General features: G+C 64.4%; 16 protein-coding genes. 2 read left to right on the top strand and 14 right to left on the bottom strand.

Annotated features, from left to right (window positions below; translation table 11 throughout):
- Window positions 1-67 precede the first annotated feature (67 nt).
- The 6 genes from V6M89_RS11635 to V6M89_RS11610 are packed head-to-tail and all read right to left on the bottom strand — an operon-like array spanning window position 68 to window position 5,060.
- Window positions 68-1,546 carry an RNA polymerase factor sigma-54 gene (locus V6M89_RS11635; protein ID WP_332853316.1) on the bottom strand — a complete coding sequence of 493 codons (1,479 nt, stop codon included), beginning with the start codon at window positions 1,544-1,546 and terminating at the stop codon, window positions 68-70.
- Between the two features lie 5 nt (window positions 1,547-1,551).
- Window positions 1,552-2,304 (bottom strand): LPS export ABC transporter ATP-binding protein, encoded by a 753-nt coding sequence (gene lptB, locus V6M89_RS11630; protein ID WP_332853315.1) that lies wholly within the window; start codon window positions 2,302-2,304, stop codon window positions 1,552-1,554.
- 2 nt (window positions 2,305-2,306) lie between these two features.
- The gene (gene lptA / locus V6M89_RS11625) at window positions 2,307-2,906 is read right to left on the bottom strand and encodes a lipopolysaccharide transport periplasmic protein LptA (protein WP_442881969.1); all 600 of its coding nucleotides are present in this window, start codon (window positions 2,904-2,906) and stop codon (window positions 2,307-2,309) included.
- A 7-nt stretch (window positions 2,907-2,913) separates the two neighbouring features.
- Entirely contained in the window at window positions 2,914-3,507 is a 594-nt protein-coding gene (gene lptC / locus V6M89_RS11620; protein ID WP_332853314.1) for an LPS export ABC transporter periplasmic protein LptC, read from the bottom strand.
- A gap of 12 nt (window positions 3,508-3,519) precedes the next feature.
- The gene (locus V6M89_RS11615; protein WP_332853313.1) at window positions 3,520-4,062 is read right to left on the bottom strand and encodes a KdsC family phosphatase; all 543 of its coding nucleotides are present in this window, start codon (window positions 4,060-4,062) and stop codon (window positions 3,520-3,522) included.
- The gene (locus tag V6M89_RS11610) at window positions 4,062-5,060 is read right to left on the bottom strand and encodes a KpsF/GutQ family sugar-phosphate isomerase (RefSeq protein WP_332853312.1); all 999 of its coding nucleotides are present in this window, start codon (window positions 5,058-5,060) and stop codon (window positions 4,062-4,064) included. The genes V6M89_RS11615 and V6M89_RS11610 overlap by 1 nt, the downstream gene beginning before the upstream one ends.
- A gap of 127 nt (window positions 5,061-5,187) precedes the next feature.
- Between V6M89_RS11610 and V6M89_RS11605 the strand changes: the two genes are divergently transcribed.
- Entirely contained in the window at window positions 5,188-7,170 is a 1,983-nt protein-coding gene (locus tag V6M89_RS11605; protein WP_332853311.1) for a cation:proton antiporter domain-containing protein, read from the top strand.
- A 74-nt stretch (window positions 7,171-7,244) separates the two neighbouring features.
- Here V6M89_RS11605 and V6M89_RS11600 read toward each other — a convergent pair whose 3' ends face one another.
- The 7 genes from V6M89_RS11600 to V6M89_RS11570 form a co-directional block, all read right to left on the bottom strand.
- A complete protein-coding gene (locus V6M89_RS11600; RefSeq protein WP_332853310.1) occupies window positions 7,245-8,432 on the bottom strand; it encodes a GGDEF domain-containing protein in 1,188 nt (395 codons plus the stop codon).
- An 80-nt stretch (window positions 8,433-8,512) separates the two neighbouring features.
- Entirely contained in the window at window positions 8,513-9,364 is an 852-nt protein-coding gene (locus V6M89_RS11595) for an MOSC domain-containing protein (protein ID WP_332853309.1), read from the bottom strand.
- A gap of 88 nt (window positions 9,365-9,452) precedes the next feature.
- Window positions 9,453-11,057, bottom strand: a complete 1,605-nt coding sequence (locus tag V6M89_RS11590; protein WP_332853308.1) for an NYN domain-containing protein — start codon at window positions 11,055-11,057, stop codon at window positions 9,453-9,455.
- 117 nt (window positions 11,058-11,174) lie between these two features.
- Window positions 11,175-11,975 carry a hypothetical protein gene (locus V6M89_RS11585; RefSeq protein ID WP_332853307.1) on the bottom strand — a complete coding sequence of 267 codons (801 nt, stop codon included), beginning with the start codon at window positions 11,973-11,975 and terminating at the stop codon, window positions 11,175-11,177.
- 29 nt (window positions 11,976-12,004) lie between these two features.
- Window positions 12,005-12,817 carry a response regulator gene (locus V6M89_RS11580; RefSeq protein WP_332853306.1) on the bottom strand — a complete coding sequence of 271 codons (813 nt, stop codon included), beginning with the start codon at window positions 12,815-12,817 and terminating at the stop codon, window positions 12,005-12,007.
- A complete protein-coding gene (locus V6M89_RS11575; RefSeq protein ID WP_332853305.1) occupies window positions 12,814-14,532 on the bottom strand; it encodes a hybrid sensor histidine kinase/response regulator in 1,719 nt (572 codons plus the stop codon). Before V6M89_RS11575 ends, V6M89_RS11580 begins: the two co-directional genes overlap by 4 nt.
- A complete protein-coding gene (locus V6M89_RS11570; RefSeq protein WP_332853304.1) occupies window positions 14,529-15,257 on the bottom strand; it encodes a Crp/Fnr family transcriptional regulator in 729 nt (242 codons plus the stop codon). The genes V6M89_RS11575 and V6M89_RS11570 overlap by 4 nt, the downstream gene beginning before the upstream one ends.
- A 180-nt stretch (window positions 15,258-15,437) precedes the next feature.
- Here V6M89_RS11570 and V6M89_RS11565 point away from each other — a divergent pair, with 180 nt between their 5' ends.
- Window positions 15,438-15,644 (top strand): hypothetical protein, encoded by a 207-nt coding sequence (locus V6M89_RS11565; protein ID WP_332853303.1) that lies wholly within the window; start codon window positions 15,438-15,440, stop codon window positions 15,642-15,644.
- 50 nt (window positions 15,645-15,694) lie between these two features.
- Here V6M89_RS11565 and ychF read toward each other — a convergent pair whose 3' ends face one another.
- On the bottom strand, window positions 15,695-16,786 hold the full coding sequence (gene ychF / locus V6M89_RS11560; RefSeq protein ID WP_332853302.1) for a redox-regulated ATPase YchF: 1,092 nt from the start codon (window positions 16,784-16,786) through the stop codon (window positions 15,695-15,697).
- Window positions 16,787-16,856: the final 70 nt, after the last annotated feature.

Genomic DNA, 16,856 nt, shown 5'->3' with positions numbered 1-16,856 from the left:
AAAGATAATGTCGCTTCTTACGGTTAGTGCGGAGCCCATTACTGCCGGGCGCGCAGGAACCAAGTAACTACAAAGATTTACGGAGACTGACTGGCGGGATCTTCAACGCTTCGCGATATTTGGCAACAGTGCGTCGCGCAATCACCATGCCTTGTTCTCCCAGCATGTCCGCAATCTTACTGTCGGATAAAGGATTTTTCGGGTCTTCTGCTCCTGTCAATTGCACGATGAGTGCACGTATCGCCGTCGAACTTGCTTCCCCCCCCGCTTCGGTGGCGACATGGCTACCAAAGAAATATTTCAACTCAAACATGCCATGCGGGGTCAGCATATATTTTTGAGTTGTTACACGAGAAATAGTGCTCTCGTGTAGTCCCAGTGTATCAGCAATTTCGCGAAGCACAAGGGGGCGCATGGCAACCGCACCATGGGAGAAAAAGTTCTTTTGTCGTTCTACTATCGCTTGTGCAACGCGCAAAATCGTGTCGAAACGCTGGCGCATATTTTTGATCAGCCACTTCGCTTCCTGCAGCTGCGCGCCCATCGCGCCCTCGCCTTTTCCCTGCTTGAGCAGGTTGGCGTACATGGCGTTCACGCGCAGGCGTGGCATGACGTCGTTGTTCAGGCTCACTTGCCAGCCGTTGCGCGCTTTTTTGACGATCACGTCCGGCACCACGTAGTCCGACACGTCCGACGCGAACGCCGAACCCGGATGCGGATTGCACTGGCGGATGACGGTTTGTGCTTCGCGCAAATCTTCGTCGTCGCACAGCAGCGCCTTCTTCAGTTTGTTGAAATCGCGCTGGGCAAACCAGGTCAAATGATTTTCAACAATCGCCAGCGCCATGCGCCGCGTCACCATCGGGATGGCCGGCAAACGCTTGATCTGCAGCGCCAGGCATTCGGACGCGTTGCGCGCGCCCACGCCCATCGGGTCGAAGCTTTGCAGCATCGACAAGGCGGTCTGCAACTCGTCGATCTCCAGCTCCAGCTCTTCCGGCAGGCGGGCCAGGATTTCTTCCAGCGATTCTTCGAGGTAGCCGTTCTCGTCCAGCGCGTCGATGATCAGCTCGACCAGCGCGCGGTCACGCATCTCCAGCACCGTCACCCGCATCTGCTCCATCAGGTGCTCGCGCAGCGTGCAGTGGCTGGCCTCCAGCTGCGGACGCGAGTCCTCGTCGTCGGGCGCCTTGCTGCGGCCGGCGTCGCTCCAGTCGACGTCGGCGTCGCTGCTGGTGCTTTCGGTGTCGGCGGCCGGGCCGTCGTAGTTGTCGGCGTCGGCGGCCGGCGCCTCTTGCGCGTTGGGCGGGCCTTCCGGCGGCGCGTCGCCGACCGGGGCTTGCTGGCTGATGGCGCCGTCCGACAGCAGCCGCAGCGAGCGGTCCAGCGGGTCGTCGAGGCGCTCCAGCAGCGGATTATCGGTCAGCAGCTGTTCCAGTTCCTGGTGCAGCTCCAGCGTCGACAGTTGCAGCAGCCGGATCGACTGCTGCAATTGCGGTGTCAGCGCGAGGTGCTGCGACGTGCGCAGTTGCAAAGACTGTTTCATGGGTTTTACATACGGAAGTGTTCACCCAGATACACGCGACGCACCGATTCGTTGGCGATGATGTCGTCTGGCCGGCCTGAAGCCAATACCGTGCCCTGGTTGATGATATATGCGCGGTCGCAGATGCCCAGCGTCTCGCGCACATTGTGATCGGTAATGAGGACGCCGATGCCGCGTTCCTTGAGGAAGCGCACGATGCGCTGGATCTCAATCACGGCGATCGGGTCGACCCCGGCGAATGGTTCGTCGAGCAGCACGAAGCGCGGATTGGTCGCCAGTGCGCGCGCGATCTCCACGCGGCGGCGCTCGCCGCCTGACAGCGACAGCGCCTGGTTCTCGCGCAGCTTTTCGATTTGCAAATCGGCCAGCAGGGTATTGAGCCGTTCATCAATGGCAGCCTTGGATAAAGGCTTGCCGTCCACTTTCTGAATTTCGAGGACGGCGCGGATATTTTCTTCCACCGTCAGCTTGCGGAACACCGACGCTTCCTGCGGCAGGTAGGACAAGCCGAGCGAGGCGCGGCGGTGGATCGGCAGCGAGGAGATATCGGTGCCGCTGATATCGATGCTGCCGGCGTCCGACGGCACCAGGCCGACGATCATGTAGAACGAGGTGGTCTTGCCGGCGCCGTTGGGGCCGAGCAGGCCCACCACTTCGCCGCACTCGACTTGCAGGGACACGTCGTGCACGACCTGGCGCTTGCCGTAGGTCTTTTGCAGGCCGCGTACGATCAGGGTGCTACCGCAGGATGATTCCATGCTTACTTCTCCGTGGCCGGCGGCGTCGATGCGGCGGCCGGCGCGGCCGGACGGATGGTCGGCTGGATCACCATGGTGCCGCGGCCGGCGCCCGGCTTGCTCACGCCCGAGACGTTGTTCTTGACATCGAAATGCTCGGTGCGGCTGTCGTAGGAAATGAACTCGCTGTTGACTTCGCTGGTCATCCGCGGGCCTTCCAGCTGGCGCACCTTGGCTTTCGAGAACAGCTTGACCAGGTCGGTCTTGTCGCTGTATTCGATGCGCTCGGCTTCGCCCTCGATCCACTGGTCGCCGGCGCCGTCGCGCTTCTGGCGGAAGGTCGACAGCGTACCTGGCGTGCTGGTCAGCACGACGAAGTTATAGCCTTCGGGATCGGTGGTCACCACCGCCTTCGGCGACTTCATCAGCAGGGTGCCGCGCGTCAGCACGACATTGCCGATCAGCGTCTTGATCTGCTTGACGTCGTCGATTTGCAAATCGTCGTAATCGATCTTGGTCGGCTTGTTCGCATCCGCTTTTTCCGCGTGGACCACACCGGCCGCCATCAACAGCATCGCCGCCGAGAGTATCAGTTTCTTCATCATCATTCCATTCATCATCATTGTTTCCTCAGTGGCCGGCGCGCGGCGGCATCACCAGCTGTCCGCGTCCGCCCAGCTGCACTTCGCGGGTGGCGTTATTGGCCTTCATGCCGATGCCGTTGGCGGTGGCGTTGCCCATTTCCAGCGCCACCGGGCTGGCGGTTTCCATCCGTTCTTCGTCCGGGTACACGGTCAGCGCCGGCGTGGTCATGCGCATCGCCTGCGTCTGCGGCCCGGCCGGGCGCACCACGTCCACATTACCACTGAGCTTGACGCGCGTATTGCCCTGATCGACATGGGCGGTGTCGGCATTGATATTCATCGGCGGCTGGTCGCCGGACAGGCTGTGCACAATCGGCTTGTCGATATCGGAGGCATCGTCGACCGGCCGGTGGGTCAGCTTTTCGCCGGAGATAATGTAGGCCGGCTGGCCGGTCTTGTTCATGCGCACCATGCTGAAGCGGTCGATGATGTAGTCCGGCTCGTTGCGATGCTGGTCCACCTGCGCATCCTGGCCGGCCTGGTTGACCACCTGCACCAGCCAGAAGCTGCCGACGGCGACAAACACGCCGACCACCATGATGACGGTCAGCTGCCAGCGATGGGCTGTTTTTTTACGCATGCTCGATCCTCGTCAAACCAGGAATTGCGCCATCACGCGCTCGTACGTGCCCTGCGCGTGCAACAGCAGCTCGCATACTTCGCGCACCGCGCCGCGGCCGCCGGCGGCCACCGTGGTGTGGTGGGCGCGCTCCAGCACTTCGGCGCGGCCGTTCGGCACGGCGACGGCGAAACCGACGCGCGTCAAGATCGGCAGGTCGACCACGTCGTCGCCGATGAAGCCGACCTGGTCGGCGGTGAGACCGGTCTTTTCCAGCAGCGCCTTGAACGGCGTCAGCTTGTCGTGGCCGCCCTGGTGCAGATGGACGATGCCGAGGTCGGCAGCGCGTTTGATCACCTGCGGCGAAGTGCGCGCGCTGATGATGGCGGTCTGCACGCCGGATTCCTGCAGCAGCTTGATGCCCAGGCCGTCGTGCACGTTGAAGGTCTTCAGTGCTTCGCCCTCGGCGCCGTAGTGCAGGCTGCCGTCGGTCAGTACGCCGTCGACGTCGAAGATCATCAGCTTGACGCGCGCGGCGCGTTCCACGTAAGTCAATGGGGTTGCAACCTCAGTCATCAGATCACCTTGGCGCGGGTCAGGTCGTGGATGTGCAGCGCGCCGACCAGCTTGCCGCCGGCGTCGGTCACCAGCATCTGGTTGATGCGGAACTGTTCCATCACGGCCACGGCGTCGACCGCCAGTTTTTCCGGCGAAATGCTGCGCGGGTTGGCGTGCATCACATCGCGGATCACGACCTTGGTGAAGTCCTGGACTTTCTCGATCATGCGGCGCAGGTCGCCGTCGGTGAACACGCCGATCGGCTTGTCGTCGGCGTCGACCACGGCGGTCATGCCCATGCCCTTTTGCGTGATTTCCAGCAGCGCGTCGGTCAGCTTGACGTCGGCGGTGACTTTCGGCACCGCGTCGCCGCTGCGCATGACGTCGCGCACGTGGGTCAGCAGGCGGCGGCCCAGCGCGCCGCCCGGATGGGAGCGGGCGAAATCTTCTTCCTTGAAGCCGCGCAAGTCCAGCAGCGCGACGGCGATGGCGTCGCCCAGCGCCAGCGTGACGGTGGTCGAGGTGGTCGGCGCCAGGTTCATCGGGCAGGCTTCCTTGGCCACGGCCACGTTCAGGTGCACGTCGGCGATCTCGGCCAGGCTGGAGCCGGGCTTGCCGGTCATGGCGATGACCTTGCTGCCCATGCGCTTGACCACCGGCAGGATGGTCATCAGCTCGGCGCTTTCGCCGGAATACGAGATTGCAATAAAGGCATCGTCGGCGGTGACCATGCCGAGGTCGCCGTGGGCGGCTTCGGCCGGGTGCACGAACAGCGCCGGGGTGCCGGTCGAGGCCAGGGTGGCGGCGATCTTGCGGCCGATGTGGCCGGACTTGCCGATGCCGGACACGACGACGCGGCCCTTGCAGTTCAGCAGCAATTCGATGGCCTGCACCACGCTGTCGTCGGCGTCCAGGCGGGCGTTCAGGGCGGCGATCGCCTCTGCTTCGTTCTGCAGGGTGTCGCGGGCCAGCCGCAACGCATGCGCGGCCATATTTGCGTCAAAAGCTTTCAGCATTGTTTTTTCATGGGTTACACTCATGCCCAAGTATAGCCGAATTGAGAAAGCAAAAAACTTGCCAGTCACAACATAACGCCCCCGCCGGCCCACAAACAACGAAATTATATTTACTGGCTATGTTGATATGACGTTTTCACCTTTGGAATTAACATTGTTGTTATTGGGGAGCGCGGTGCTGGGCGTCGTCGCTTTCCGCATGATGCACCTGCCGCCGATGCTGGGCTACCTGGCGGTCGGCATCCTGATCGGCCCGCACGCGCTGGGGCTGGCCGAGTCGAGCGAAGCCTTCCACTCGCTGGCCGAATTCGGCGTGGTGTTCCTGATGTTCTCGATCGGGCTGGAATTCTCCCTGCCCAAACTGATGGCCATGCGCGGCATCGTGTTCGGGCTGGGCATGGCGCAGGTGGTGCTGACCATCGTCGCCACCATGCTGTTCGGCTGGGGCATCGCCACGCAACTGCCCTCGGGCATCCATATCGGCTGGCAAGCCTCGTTCGCGCTGGGCGGCGCGCTGGCCATGTCGTCGACCGCCATCGTGTCAAAAATGCTGACGGAGCGGCTGGAGCTGGAGAGCGAGCACGGCCGCAAGATCATCGGCATCCTGCTGTTCCAGGATCTGGCCGTGGTGCCGTTGCTGATCCTGATTCCATCGCTGGGCCAGCGGCCGGACGCGCTGGTCGAGACGCTGGCCTGGGCCGGCGTCAAGGCCGTGATCGTGCTGGCGCTGCTGCTGTTCTTCGGCCAGAAGCTGGTGCGCGGCTGGTTCACCGTGGTGGTCAAGCGGCGCTCGCAGGAACTGTTCATGCTGAACCTGCTGCTGATCACGCTGGGCGCGGCCTGGATCACCGAGCGCGCCGGCCTGTCGCTCGCGCTGGGCGCCTTCGTGGCCGGCATGCTGATTTCCGAGACCGAGTACAAGCACCAGGTGGAAGAGGACATCAAGCCCTTCCGCGACGTGCTGCTGGGACTGTTCTTCATCACCATCGGCATGCTGCTCAATGTGCAGATGGTGATGGCGCACTGGTGGCTGGTGCTGGTGCTGCTGGCCGGACCGGTGCTGCTGAAGTTCGCGCTGATCGCCGGCCTGGCCAAGCTGTTCGGCGCCTCCGACGGGGTGTCGATGCGCACCGGCCTGGCGCTGGCGCAGGCGGGCGAGTTCGGCTTCGTGCTGCTGAACCTGGCGGGCGGCAGCAACCTGATGGATCCGTTCATCATCCAGGTGGTGCTGGCGTCGATGGTGCTGTCGATGCTGGTGGCGCCGTTCATCATCTCCAAGTCGGACCAGATCGTGATGAAGGTGTCGAGCAACGAGTGGATGATGCAGTCGCTGGCGCTGACCAAGATCGCCAGCCGCACCATGTCGACCAACAAGCACGTGATCGTGTGCGGCTTCGGCCGCAGCGGGCAGAGCCTGGCGACCTTGCTGGGCGAAGAGAATATCGACTACCACGCGCTGGACCTGGACCCGGAGCGGGTGCAGGAAGCGCAGACCGCCGGCCGCCACGTCTCCTATGGCGACGCGGCGCGGCGCGAGAGCCTGGTGGCCGCCGGCATCTACCGCGCCAGCGCGGTGGTGATCACCTACGCCAGCACGGCGTCGGCGCTGAAGGTGCTGCACCTGGTGCATGAGCTGGCGCCGACCTTGCCGGTGATCGTGCGTTCCCACGACGACACCGACCTCGACCGATTGAAAGCGGCCGGCGCGGCGGAAGTGGTGCCGGAATTGATGGAGGGCAGCCTGATGCTGGCCTCGCACGCGCTGGTGATGCTGGGCGTACCGTTGCGGCGCGTGGTGCACCGGGTGCAGACGGCGCGCGAGGAACGCTATGCATCGCTGCGCGGCTACTTCCACGGATCCAGCGACGCCGGCGAGGAGGCCGACCTGGAGCGTTTGCATTCAGTCACGCTGAGCGGCAGCGCGGTCAGCGTGGGCAAGGCCTTGAGCGAGACCGACGTGGCCGGCACGGGCGCCGAAGTGAGCAGCATCCGCCGCGGCAAAGGCCGGCTGGACGTGACGCCCGAGATCGTGCTGGAGGCGGGCGATGTGGTGGTACTGCGCGGCACAGCCGAAGCCGTCAACCGCGCCGAGCAGCGCCTGCTGCGCTAGCCTTTACCCCGCACGTCACGACAGGGTCAGACCCCTCGGGGGTCTGACCCTACGACTGCGGTGCTGGCAACTTGTTAACCGCTGTGGGGTTGCGCCACCGGGTCGCGGCTGACTACGCGGTTGCGGCCGGTTTCCTTGGCGACGTACAGCAAGGTGTCGGCATGCGCCACCCAGGCGCGCGCGACGGCCGCCGGATCGCCTTCGGCTTCGCCCGGATTCAGGCAGGCCACGCCGATCGATACCGTCACCGACAACTGCAATTCCTGCGACAAGGCAATCATGCTGCCGGCCACGCTGGCGCGGATGCGCTCGGCCACGAAGGCGGCGCTGTCCAGGTTGGCGTCGATCAGCAGCACGACGAATTCCTCGCCGCCGAAACGCGCCAGCGCGTCCGAGGTGCGCAGCTCGTTCTTGATGCGGTTGGCCACTTCGCGCAGCACATCGTCGCCGCCGCCGTGGCCGACGGTGTCGTTGACGCGCTTGAAGTGGTCGATGTCGATGTACATGAACGAGATCGGATACTGCTGGCGCCGCGCGCGCGCGATCTCTTCCAGCAAACGCCGGTCGATATAGCGCCGGTTGTAGACGCCGGTCAGCGAATCGGTCAGGCCGATGTACTTGAGCATCTCGTTACTGATGACGTTTTCCAGGCAGATGGCGATGATCGACGCCATGTGCTCGATGAAATCCGTGCCCAGGCTGGGCGTGAAGCGGGTCGGGTCGCAGCTGCCCAGGTTGAGGCTGCCGATGATGCGCTTGTTGCGCAGCAGCGGCACCAGCGCCACGCTTTGCAGCCCGGCAGGCGGCTGCGGGAACGGCGTCGCATGGCGCCGCGCGTCGTACATACCCAGCAGCGGCTTGGGCGTCGGCGTGTAGGCGTTGCGCTGGCCGAGGTCGAAACCCAGGTCGTCCAGCGTTTCAACGAAGATCAGTTCGGGGAAGTCGGCAAACACCACGTCCAGCTTGGCCATGACGGTGCGGATGTCGGCGTCTTCGTCGATCAGCGTCAAGGTCACGCTGTCGAGCTCGGAGATCACCGGCAGCACGCGGAAGATGGTGCCTATCAGTTCGGGAAAATTGGCGGCGCTGACGATGTCCAGGTCGAAGGCCTGATGGCGGGTCATGATCGAGTGGTTGCGCTCGGCCTGCTCCAGCAGGTAGGCCATGCGCGCACGCAGGGCCTGGTTTTCGGCCGCCAGATCCACCGCGCGCGCGGCGTGGTCAGTCTGCGGCGAGAACTTGCCGGTTGCGGTTTGCGTCATATATGCCCTTACTCATCAGCTAGTTTCATGCCAGATGTCACATTACGCCAAGTTTTAGCGCTTGGGAATGGCTAGCTGCGTTAAAACGCCAAGGTAACGACGATTTCCTGCCCAACCCGCACGTGCTGGCCCTCTCCGGCGATCAGGATGCTGTTCATACCGAAGCACAAGGCGCCGTCCAGCTCCGGCTTGGCGCGGTAGCCTTGCATCAGGTCCAGCGGATCGGGACCGAACTCGCCGGTGGCCTGGTCGACTGATGGCATAGGGCAACGCGAGCAGGGCTTGACCGGCTTCAGCACCGCGTCGCCCAGCTGGAAGGTTTCGACGTAGTCCTCCTCGAAGGCCTCGATGCCGGCCACGACCAGGTTGGGACGGAAGCGGTTCATCGGGATGGCGTCGCGGCCGGCTTTGCGCAGCTTGTCGTTCAGGTCGTCCAGCGAGGCGGCGCCGGCCACCAGCATCGGGTAGCCGTCCGAGAACATGGTGGTGGCGGCCACGCCGCTGGTCCACTTCTGGCTGACGGCGCGTTCGGCCTTGGCGTGGAAGCGCGCCAGCCGGCACGGCACGCCGATCGCCTTGCTGAACCACTCGGCGGTCAGGTCGTCGCAGTCGTAGGCCAGCACGGTGTCGTCCCAGACTTGGGTGGTGAGGGTGGGCGCCAGATAGGGATCGGGCAGGTCGAGCGGGATTTCCAGGCGCAGCATACCGGGCGCGCGCAGTTCCAGCGTGCTGCCCTTGAGGCTGGGGGTGATCAGCGCCATGCGCGGGTGCTCGCGCTGTGTCAGGCAGACGCCGGCGGCGTCGACCACCATCCATTCGCGGTCGTAGATCTGCGCGGTCATCAGGCCGGTGACGGTCAGCGTGGCTTCCTGCAGGGAGATGCCGCCGCAGGATTTGATCGGATACAGCGTGATTTCGGAGAGGATGGGCATGCTCGGCACCAGTCGTTAGGCAGATGAAAACATTGCCATTATAGCTGCGGCGGCGGGCCGCTGGCGGCCCGCCCTTCCCCATCCGGGATTACTCCTCGGTCTTGGCCGCTGCCTTGGCAGGACGCGGCGCGCGCGGTGCGGCCGGCTTGCGGGCCGGCTTGGCGGCCGCCTTGGCCTTGGCAGGCTTGGCCGCTGGCTTGGCGTCGGACTCGGCCGAAGCGACCGGCACAGGCGCCGGCGTTGGAACTGGGGCCGGAGCCGCCGCCGGTTGTTCGCCGTTGGCCGCTGCCGCGCCCTTGGCGCCACGGACGTTTTTAGCGTTCTTGCCGCCCTTGGCAGGCGCCGCGGCGTCGGCCTTCGGCTTGGCAGCCTCTTTCAGCTTGCGTGCTGGCGGTTTCGGGCCGCCCTTTTTCTTGGCTGGCGCCTCGTCGGCCACCACCGGCGCGCTGACGGCGACCGGCGCTTCGACCACAGCCTGCGCCACGACCGGCGCTTCGGCGGCGGCTACGGCATCCTGCTGGCCCTGACGCTCGCCCTGCTTGCGTCCACCACGATTGCCACGACCACGGCCACGGCCGCGCTCGGAGTCGCCGGACGGTGCGGCGGCTGGCGCTTCCGATGCCTCAGGCGCTTCCGGTTGGCCGGCCAGTTGTTCCGGCTCGACGTAGCTAGTCGCTGGCTGCTCGGCGTCGTCCTCGTCGCCATCGGTTTGACCCGCCGCGCGGGCTTGCTGCGCCTGGCGCTCGGCCTGGCGTTCGGCAAAGCGCTCGGCGGCGGTGCGGCCGCGGCCACGGCTGCGGCGCGATTCCTGCTTGCCGCCGTCCTGCGCCTCGGCCGGTGCGCCGTCCACCGACGACTCGCCCGGCGTCGCCACGCCGGTGCCGCGATACACGTAGGCGCCGGACTTTTCGTCACGGCCGAATTCCAGCAGGCCGCGCGCCTTGCATTCCTCGATCAGGTTGCCGAAGGTGCGGAAGCCATAGTAGGACTCGCTGAAGTCCGGCTTGCGGCGCTTGATCGCCTCTTTCAGCACGGAGGCCCAGATCTTGCCGCTGTCGCCGCGCTCGGAGACCAGCGCCTCGAAGGTGTTGGCGGCGATTTCCACCGCCTGGTTGCGGCGCTTGTCCATCTCTTCGCGGCGCATGCGCTCCTCTTCCGGCGAGCGCTTGACGGCCGGCTTGGCCTCCGGGCTGGCTTCGCGCTTGGCGCGGCGGCTTTCGCGCACCAGGTCGTCGTAGAAGATGAATTCGTCGCAATTGGCCACCAGTAGGTCCGAGGTCGACTGCTTGACGCCGACGCCGATCACCTTCTTGGCGTTCTCGCGCAGCTTGGACACCAGCGGCGAAAAGTCGGAATCGCCGGAAATGATGACGAAGGTGTCGACGTGCGACTTGGTGTAGCACAAATCGAGCGCATCGACGACCATGCGGATGTCGGCCGAGTTCTTGCCGGACTGGCGCACGTGCGGGATTTCGATCAGCTCGAAGTTGGCCTCGTGCATAGGCGCCTTGAAGCCCTTGTAGCGGTCCCAGTCGCAATACGCCTTCTTGACCACGATGCTGCCCTTGAGCAGCAGACGTTCCAGCACCGGCTTGATGTCGAACTTGTCGTAGTTGGCGTCGCGCACACCGAGCGCCACGTTTTCAAAATCGCAGAACAGCGCCATGCTGACGTTATCGTTGGAAGATGCCATGAAGAGTATTTTTCTAGTGAAGGGTGAGACGGGCGCGGAAGGCAAACGTTGCGGTCCGGCGAACAGGCAATCCGGCGATTATACCCAACAAAGCCGCCCGCGCGACGAACACGACAACTAGCGGCACAGCTTGCGTTGCGCATCGGTGGCGCCGGACTGGCGCGGCAGCACCAGCTTGCAGGTGCCGAAAGCGTCCTGCCACGGCTGGTCGGCGAGCAGCGCGTCGGCCTGGCGGTTGACGAAATCCAGCAGTTCAGGCTGGTTAGGGCCGGTGAAAAAGGCCCGCTCGAACACCGTGCGCGGCCGCGCCGACAGGTAGAGCCAGCTGTCCAGGTCGGCGAACTGCCGGCGGAAGCGCGGCAGCGAACTCGCTTGCACAAACGCCACCGGCACCCGGCGCTGCTGCAGCTTGAGCAGGTTGCGCAGCTCGCTATCGGCATCGTCGCGGCTCAGTTTGCCGTCCTTGACCAGCGGTTCCAGGTTTTTATAGATGTAGCCCTGCACCGTGCCGATGCGCTGGCCGTGCAGCGAACTGTCGTCCACATACTCCAGCGGCGCGCCGCGCAGCGACGCCACCAGGTTGGCGTCGACCATGTAGTAGCGGCTCCAGCTCTGGCGCGCGGCGGCGGCGAACCAGCGCGGATTGGCCCAGGCCACCACGCCCGGCCAATGGGGCTGTTCCATCATCAGCTCGAGCCGGCGGCGCGGCAGCTGGGTGGCGACGAACTGGTAGCGGCCGTTGGAACGCTGCGTCAGCCAGGCGGCCAGCTTGTCGGTCAGGCTGCCGGGCGAGCCGGCGGCGAAGGTGGGATCGGAATAATAGACGTACAAGGGCACGCTTTCGGCCGCCGGCGCAAGGCGCCCATGCAGCAGCAGCGCCAGGCCGGCGAGCAGTCCCCATGTCCTTATTTTTTTCATGGCAGCCATACTACCAGCTTGGCCGGGGTTTACTCCGCTTTGGCGAACATGCCGGCCATCGCCGTCACGTCGCGACCGACGCCGCGATAGCCGATGAAGCGGCCGGTCTCGTCGAACATGGGCTCGCCGCTGACCTGCAGGTATTGCAGCACGCCGCCGATAGTCCGGCTGTAGACGAAGTCCAGGAAGGCCTTGCGCTCGGCGATATTCGATTGCAGCAGCGCGTGCTCGGCCACGTCCCAGCCGCCGGTGTCGGTGCCGCCGATGCCCACCATGTCGGCCACCGGCCCGGACCAGTTGGTGAGCTGGCCATCGACATCCTGCTCCCAGTACCAGTCGGTCGACAGTTCGGCGAAGCGCTGGAAGCGCGCCTCGCTGGCGCGCAATTGCGCCGTGCGTTCCAGCACTGTGGCTTCCAGCTGCTGGTTGTAGCGCTGCAGCTTGCGGTGCAGCAGGCGCACTTCCAGCATATTGCGGATGCGCGTTTCCACCTCGATCAGCTCGAACGGCTTGCCGACGAAGTCCTTGGCGCCGGCCTGCAGCGCGCGCAGCTTGTGGTTCGGCTGCGCCGTCACCACCAGCACCGGCACGTAGCCGTCCGGCTCGATCAGCTTGAGCGCTTCCAGCACGGCAAAGCCGTCCATGCCGGGCATTTGCAGGTCCAGCAGGATCAGGTCATAGTGGTGCTTCAGGTGCAGATCGCACACGGTGAACGGGTCCATCGTGCTGCTGACATTGGTGTAGCCGGCGTTGGCCAGCATCTGCTCCAGCAGCATGACGTTCGCTTCCTGGTCGTCGACGATCAGGATCTGGGCGCCCAGTATTTCAGAGGGATCTATCATGATGCGCTTCCGTGGGAACTGGTGTGGAGGCTGCCGTACTCGGCAGCAAATGCTAGCGCCAGGTCCAGCGCGCCCATGAATTCGACGACGTTGATCGGCTTGGTCAGGTAGCGGAAGAAGCCGGCCTCGACCCCTTTTTCTATGTCGCGCGGCATGGCGTTGGCCGACAGCGCCATCACTGGGATGTGCGCTGTGGCGGCATCGTCCTGCAAGATCTTCAGGCAACCGTAGCCGCTCACGCCGGGCAGGTTGATGTCCATCAGGATCACGTCGGGCTGGTAGGCGCGCGCCAGCTGGATGCCGCTGTGGCCGTCGATCGCGGTCAGCAGCTTGAGATCGCTGCGGCGCTGGATCAGCTGCTCCACCAGGCTCAGGTTGGCGGGGTTGTCCTCGATGTACAGCAGCGTTCTCAGCGCGGCGTGGCCCGAGCCCTCGAACGGCGCCGCGCTGTCGAAGGCGACGATCTCCAGCACCGGCTCGCTGCTGGCCGCCAGCTCGATCCAGAAGGTGGTGCCGACGCCGATCTCGCTGGACACGCCGATGACCCCACCCATCAGCTCGGTCAGCTGCTTGGTCACCACCAGGCCGATGCCGGTGCCCTCTTCAGCGCCGTCTTCCTGGCCCAGCCGGTTGAAGGGCTGGAACAACTGCGCCATCTGCTCGTCGCTCAGGCCGGCGCCGGTATCGGTCACGCTGATGCGCACCATGCCCTCGCTGCCGGCCGCGCACTCCACCGTCACCTTGCCGTCGCGCCGGTTGTACTTGATGGCGTTGGACAGCAGGTTGATCATCACTTGCTTGACGCGGGTACGGTCCGCATGCACGAAGAACGGCTCGCTCATCGGGGCGAAGAACAAACGAATGCCGCGCTTTTCCGCCTGCGGGCCGATCAGCGCCCGGCAATCCCTGAGCACTTCGGACAGGCCCATCGACTCCTGCGACATCGTCACCTTGCCCGATTCGATCATGGCCAGGTCGAGGATTTCGTTAATCAATTGCAGCAGGTACCAGCCGCCCTTGAGGATCTGGTCCAGCGAACGCTGCTGCGAGACGCTCGGTGGCGGCTTGTCCGACGCCAGCAGCTGCGCAAAGCCCAGCACCGCGTTGAGCGGCGTGCGCAGCTCATGGCTCATGGCCGACAGGAATTCCGACTTGGCGCGGTTGGCGGTCTCGGCCAGCGCGCGCGCCGCCTCCAGTTCCACATTGGTTTCCTGCAGCGCCAGTTGCTGCTCGCGCAGGCGCTGGTCCAGCAGGGCCCGCTCCAGCGCGACCTGCTTGCGGGCCGTGTTGTCGGTCCCCAACAGCAGATAGCCAATGACTTTTTCCTCGGCGTCGCGCAGCGCGCTGACCGAGACGATGGCGGGGACGCGGCTGCCGTCCTTGCGGATATAGGTCAGCTCGTAGATATCTTCGATGCCGCGCGAAGCCTTGAACACCAGCGCCTCAAAGCCCGGCAGGATGGTCACGCCGGCTTCGATGCTGAGCTCGGCCGCGCGCGCGATGATTTCCTCCGCGTCGGAGATGCCGGCCGGCGTGATCTGGTTCACCACCTCGGCCGCGCTGTAGCCCAGCATGCGCTCGGCGCCGACGTTGAAGATCTGGATGACGCCCTGGGCGTCGGTGGCGATGCTGGAGAAATTGGCGCTGTTGTGGATCGCCAGTTGCAGCGCATCGGCCTTGAGCAGCGGGCTTTCCGGCAGTTTGATCGGTTTCATTTCAGTCCCTGGCGTTGGTGTACGTCCGACATCAGACGCGCGAATTCTTTTTTGACCACGCCGTAGCATTCGCAGACGTCGTCTTCCAGGCCGGCCCGGTTCAGCACGGAAATATGGCCGCGGCGGTTGCTGATGTAGCCGTTGGCCTGCAAGCGCCCGGCGGCCACCGTCACCCCTTCGCGCCGCACGCCCAGCATGCTGGCGATCAATTCCTGGGTCATGGTCAGCTCGCTGGTCGGCAGGCGGTCCAAGGTCAGCAGCAGCCAGCGGCACAGCTGCTGCTCCACCGTGTGATGGCGGTTGCAGATCGCCGTCTGCGACATCTGGGTGATCAGCGCCTGGGTGTAGCGCAGCAGCAGGCGCATGACCGGCCCGGCGCGGTTGAACTCTTCCATCAGGATGTGCGCCTTGAGCCGGTAGCCGTGACCGGAGGTCTGGACCATGGCGCGGCTGGGCGTGGTGTTACCGCCCATGAACAGGGAAATACCGAGGATGCCCTCGTTGCCGACGCCGGCGATCTCGGACGAGCTGCCGTTCTCCAGCACATAGTGCAGCGAGACGATGGCCGAGGTCGGGAAGTACACGTGATCGAGCTTGCCGCCGGATTCGTACAGCACATCGCCCAGCCGCATCATGACGGGTTCCAGGTGCGGCGACAGGCGTGCGAACTCGGCGTCTAATAGCGCGGCCAGCAGGTGGTTCTGGTTGGGGTCGTTAAGACGCATGGAAACATTCCTTGTTCCAGTCGTCAGCTAGGTAGGGGTGGGGACGAAAAACGGTGATAGTCCGACAGCCTAACACACATCGGCGCAAACGACGGGATTACCGCATGTCTGGCGTGCCGGCGGATTTCGGGCGGCAATCGTGCTAGTCTGAAGCACACATAGGCATTTCAGAGAGGTTGTATGTCAATTTATCGTGCCGAAGGGCTGGAAGCATTCCGCAGCTATGAAGCCGCCCTGGCGGAAGAGCATGCGATGGCGCACGAACTGGCGCAGTGCGCCAAGATCGAGGTCTACAACTTGCTGGCCGCAGATTTGTTTGAGCGCGTGACGGCGGCCCGCGCCAAGACCCTGGCGGCGTTCAAGCTGGTCGAGAGTTTCAAAGCCTGAAACGTAAAAAAACCCTGCCGCGGCAGGGTTTTGGGGAGTACTGAAAGCGATTAGACGTTGAACAGGAAATTCAACACGTCGCCATCCTTGACCACGTATTCCTTGCCCTCGGCGCGCATCTTGCCCGCTTCCTTGGCGCCGCCCTCACCCTTGTACTGGATGTAGTCGTCATAGGCGATGGTTTGCGCGCGGATGAAGCCGCGTTCGAAGTCGGTGTGGATCACGCCGGCCGCTTGCGGCGCGGTGTCGCCCACGTGGATGGTCCAGGCGCGCACTTCCTTCACACCGGCGGTGAAGTAGGTTTGCAGGCCCAGCAGCTTGTAGGCGGCGCGGATCAGGCGGTCCAGGCCCGGCTCTTCCATGCCCATGTCGGTCAGGAAGGCGGTCTTGTCGGCGTCGTCCAGGTCGGCGATTTCCGCTTCGATCGACGCGCAGATGGCGACGATAGGCGCGTTCTGGGTGGCGGCGTAGGCGGTCAGCTGGTCCAGCAGCGGGTTGTTCTTGAAGCCGGTGTCGGAGACGTTGGCCACGTACATGGCCGGCTTGGCGGTGATCAGGCACAGCTGCTTGATCAGGGCCATTTCGTCGGCGTCCAGGCCCATGGCGCGCACCGGCTTGGCTTCGTTCAGGTGCGGCACGATGCGCTCCATGATGGCCAGCAGCTTGGCGGCGTCCTTGTCGCCGGAACGGGCTTTCTTGTTTTCGCGGTGGATGGCTTTTTCCACGGTGCCCAGGTCGGCCAGCGCCAGCTCGGTCTGGATCACTTCGATATCGTCCAGCGGGCTGACCTTGCCGGCCACGTGGATCACGTTGTCATCTTCGAAGCAGCGCACGACGTTGACGATGGCGTCGGTTTCGCGGATGTGCGACAGGAACTGGTTGCCCAGGCCCTCGCCCTGCGACGCGCCCGCCACCAGGCCGGCGATGTCGACGAACTCGACGATGGCGTTGACCATGCGTTCCGGCTTGACGATGTCGGCCAGCGCGCCCATGCGCGGATCCGGCACTTCGACCACGCCGACGTTAGGCTCGATGGTGCAGAACGGATAGTTCTCGGCCGGGATGCCGGCCTTGGTCAGGGCGTTGAAGAGGGTGGACTTGCCGACGTTAGGCAGGCCGACGATGCCGCATTGGAGACTCATGAAAAACCTTTAATTATCAATTTCGCCGGCAAGCGGCTGGTGAAAAACGGCCAGCGAGGGGCGTTTTCTG

Origin of the sequence: Duganella sp. S19_KUP01_CR8 (genome assembly GCF_036688705.1) — a bacterium.
In the GTDB taxonomy this organism is placed as follows: Bacteria; Pseudomonadota; Gammaproteobacteria; order Burkholderiales; family Burkholderiaceae_D; genus Rugamonas.
This window is presented reverse-complemented; position numbering and strand designations above follow the sequence as displayed.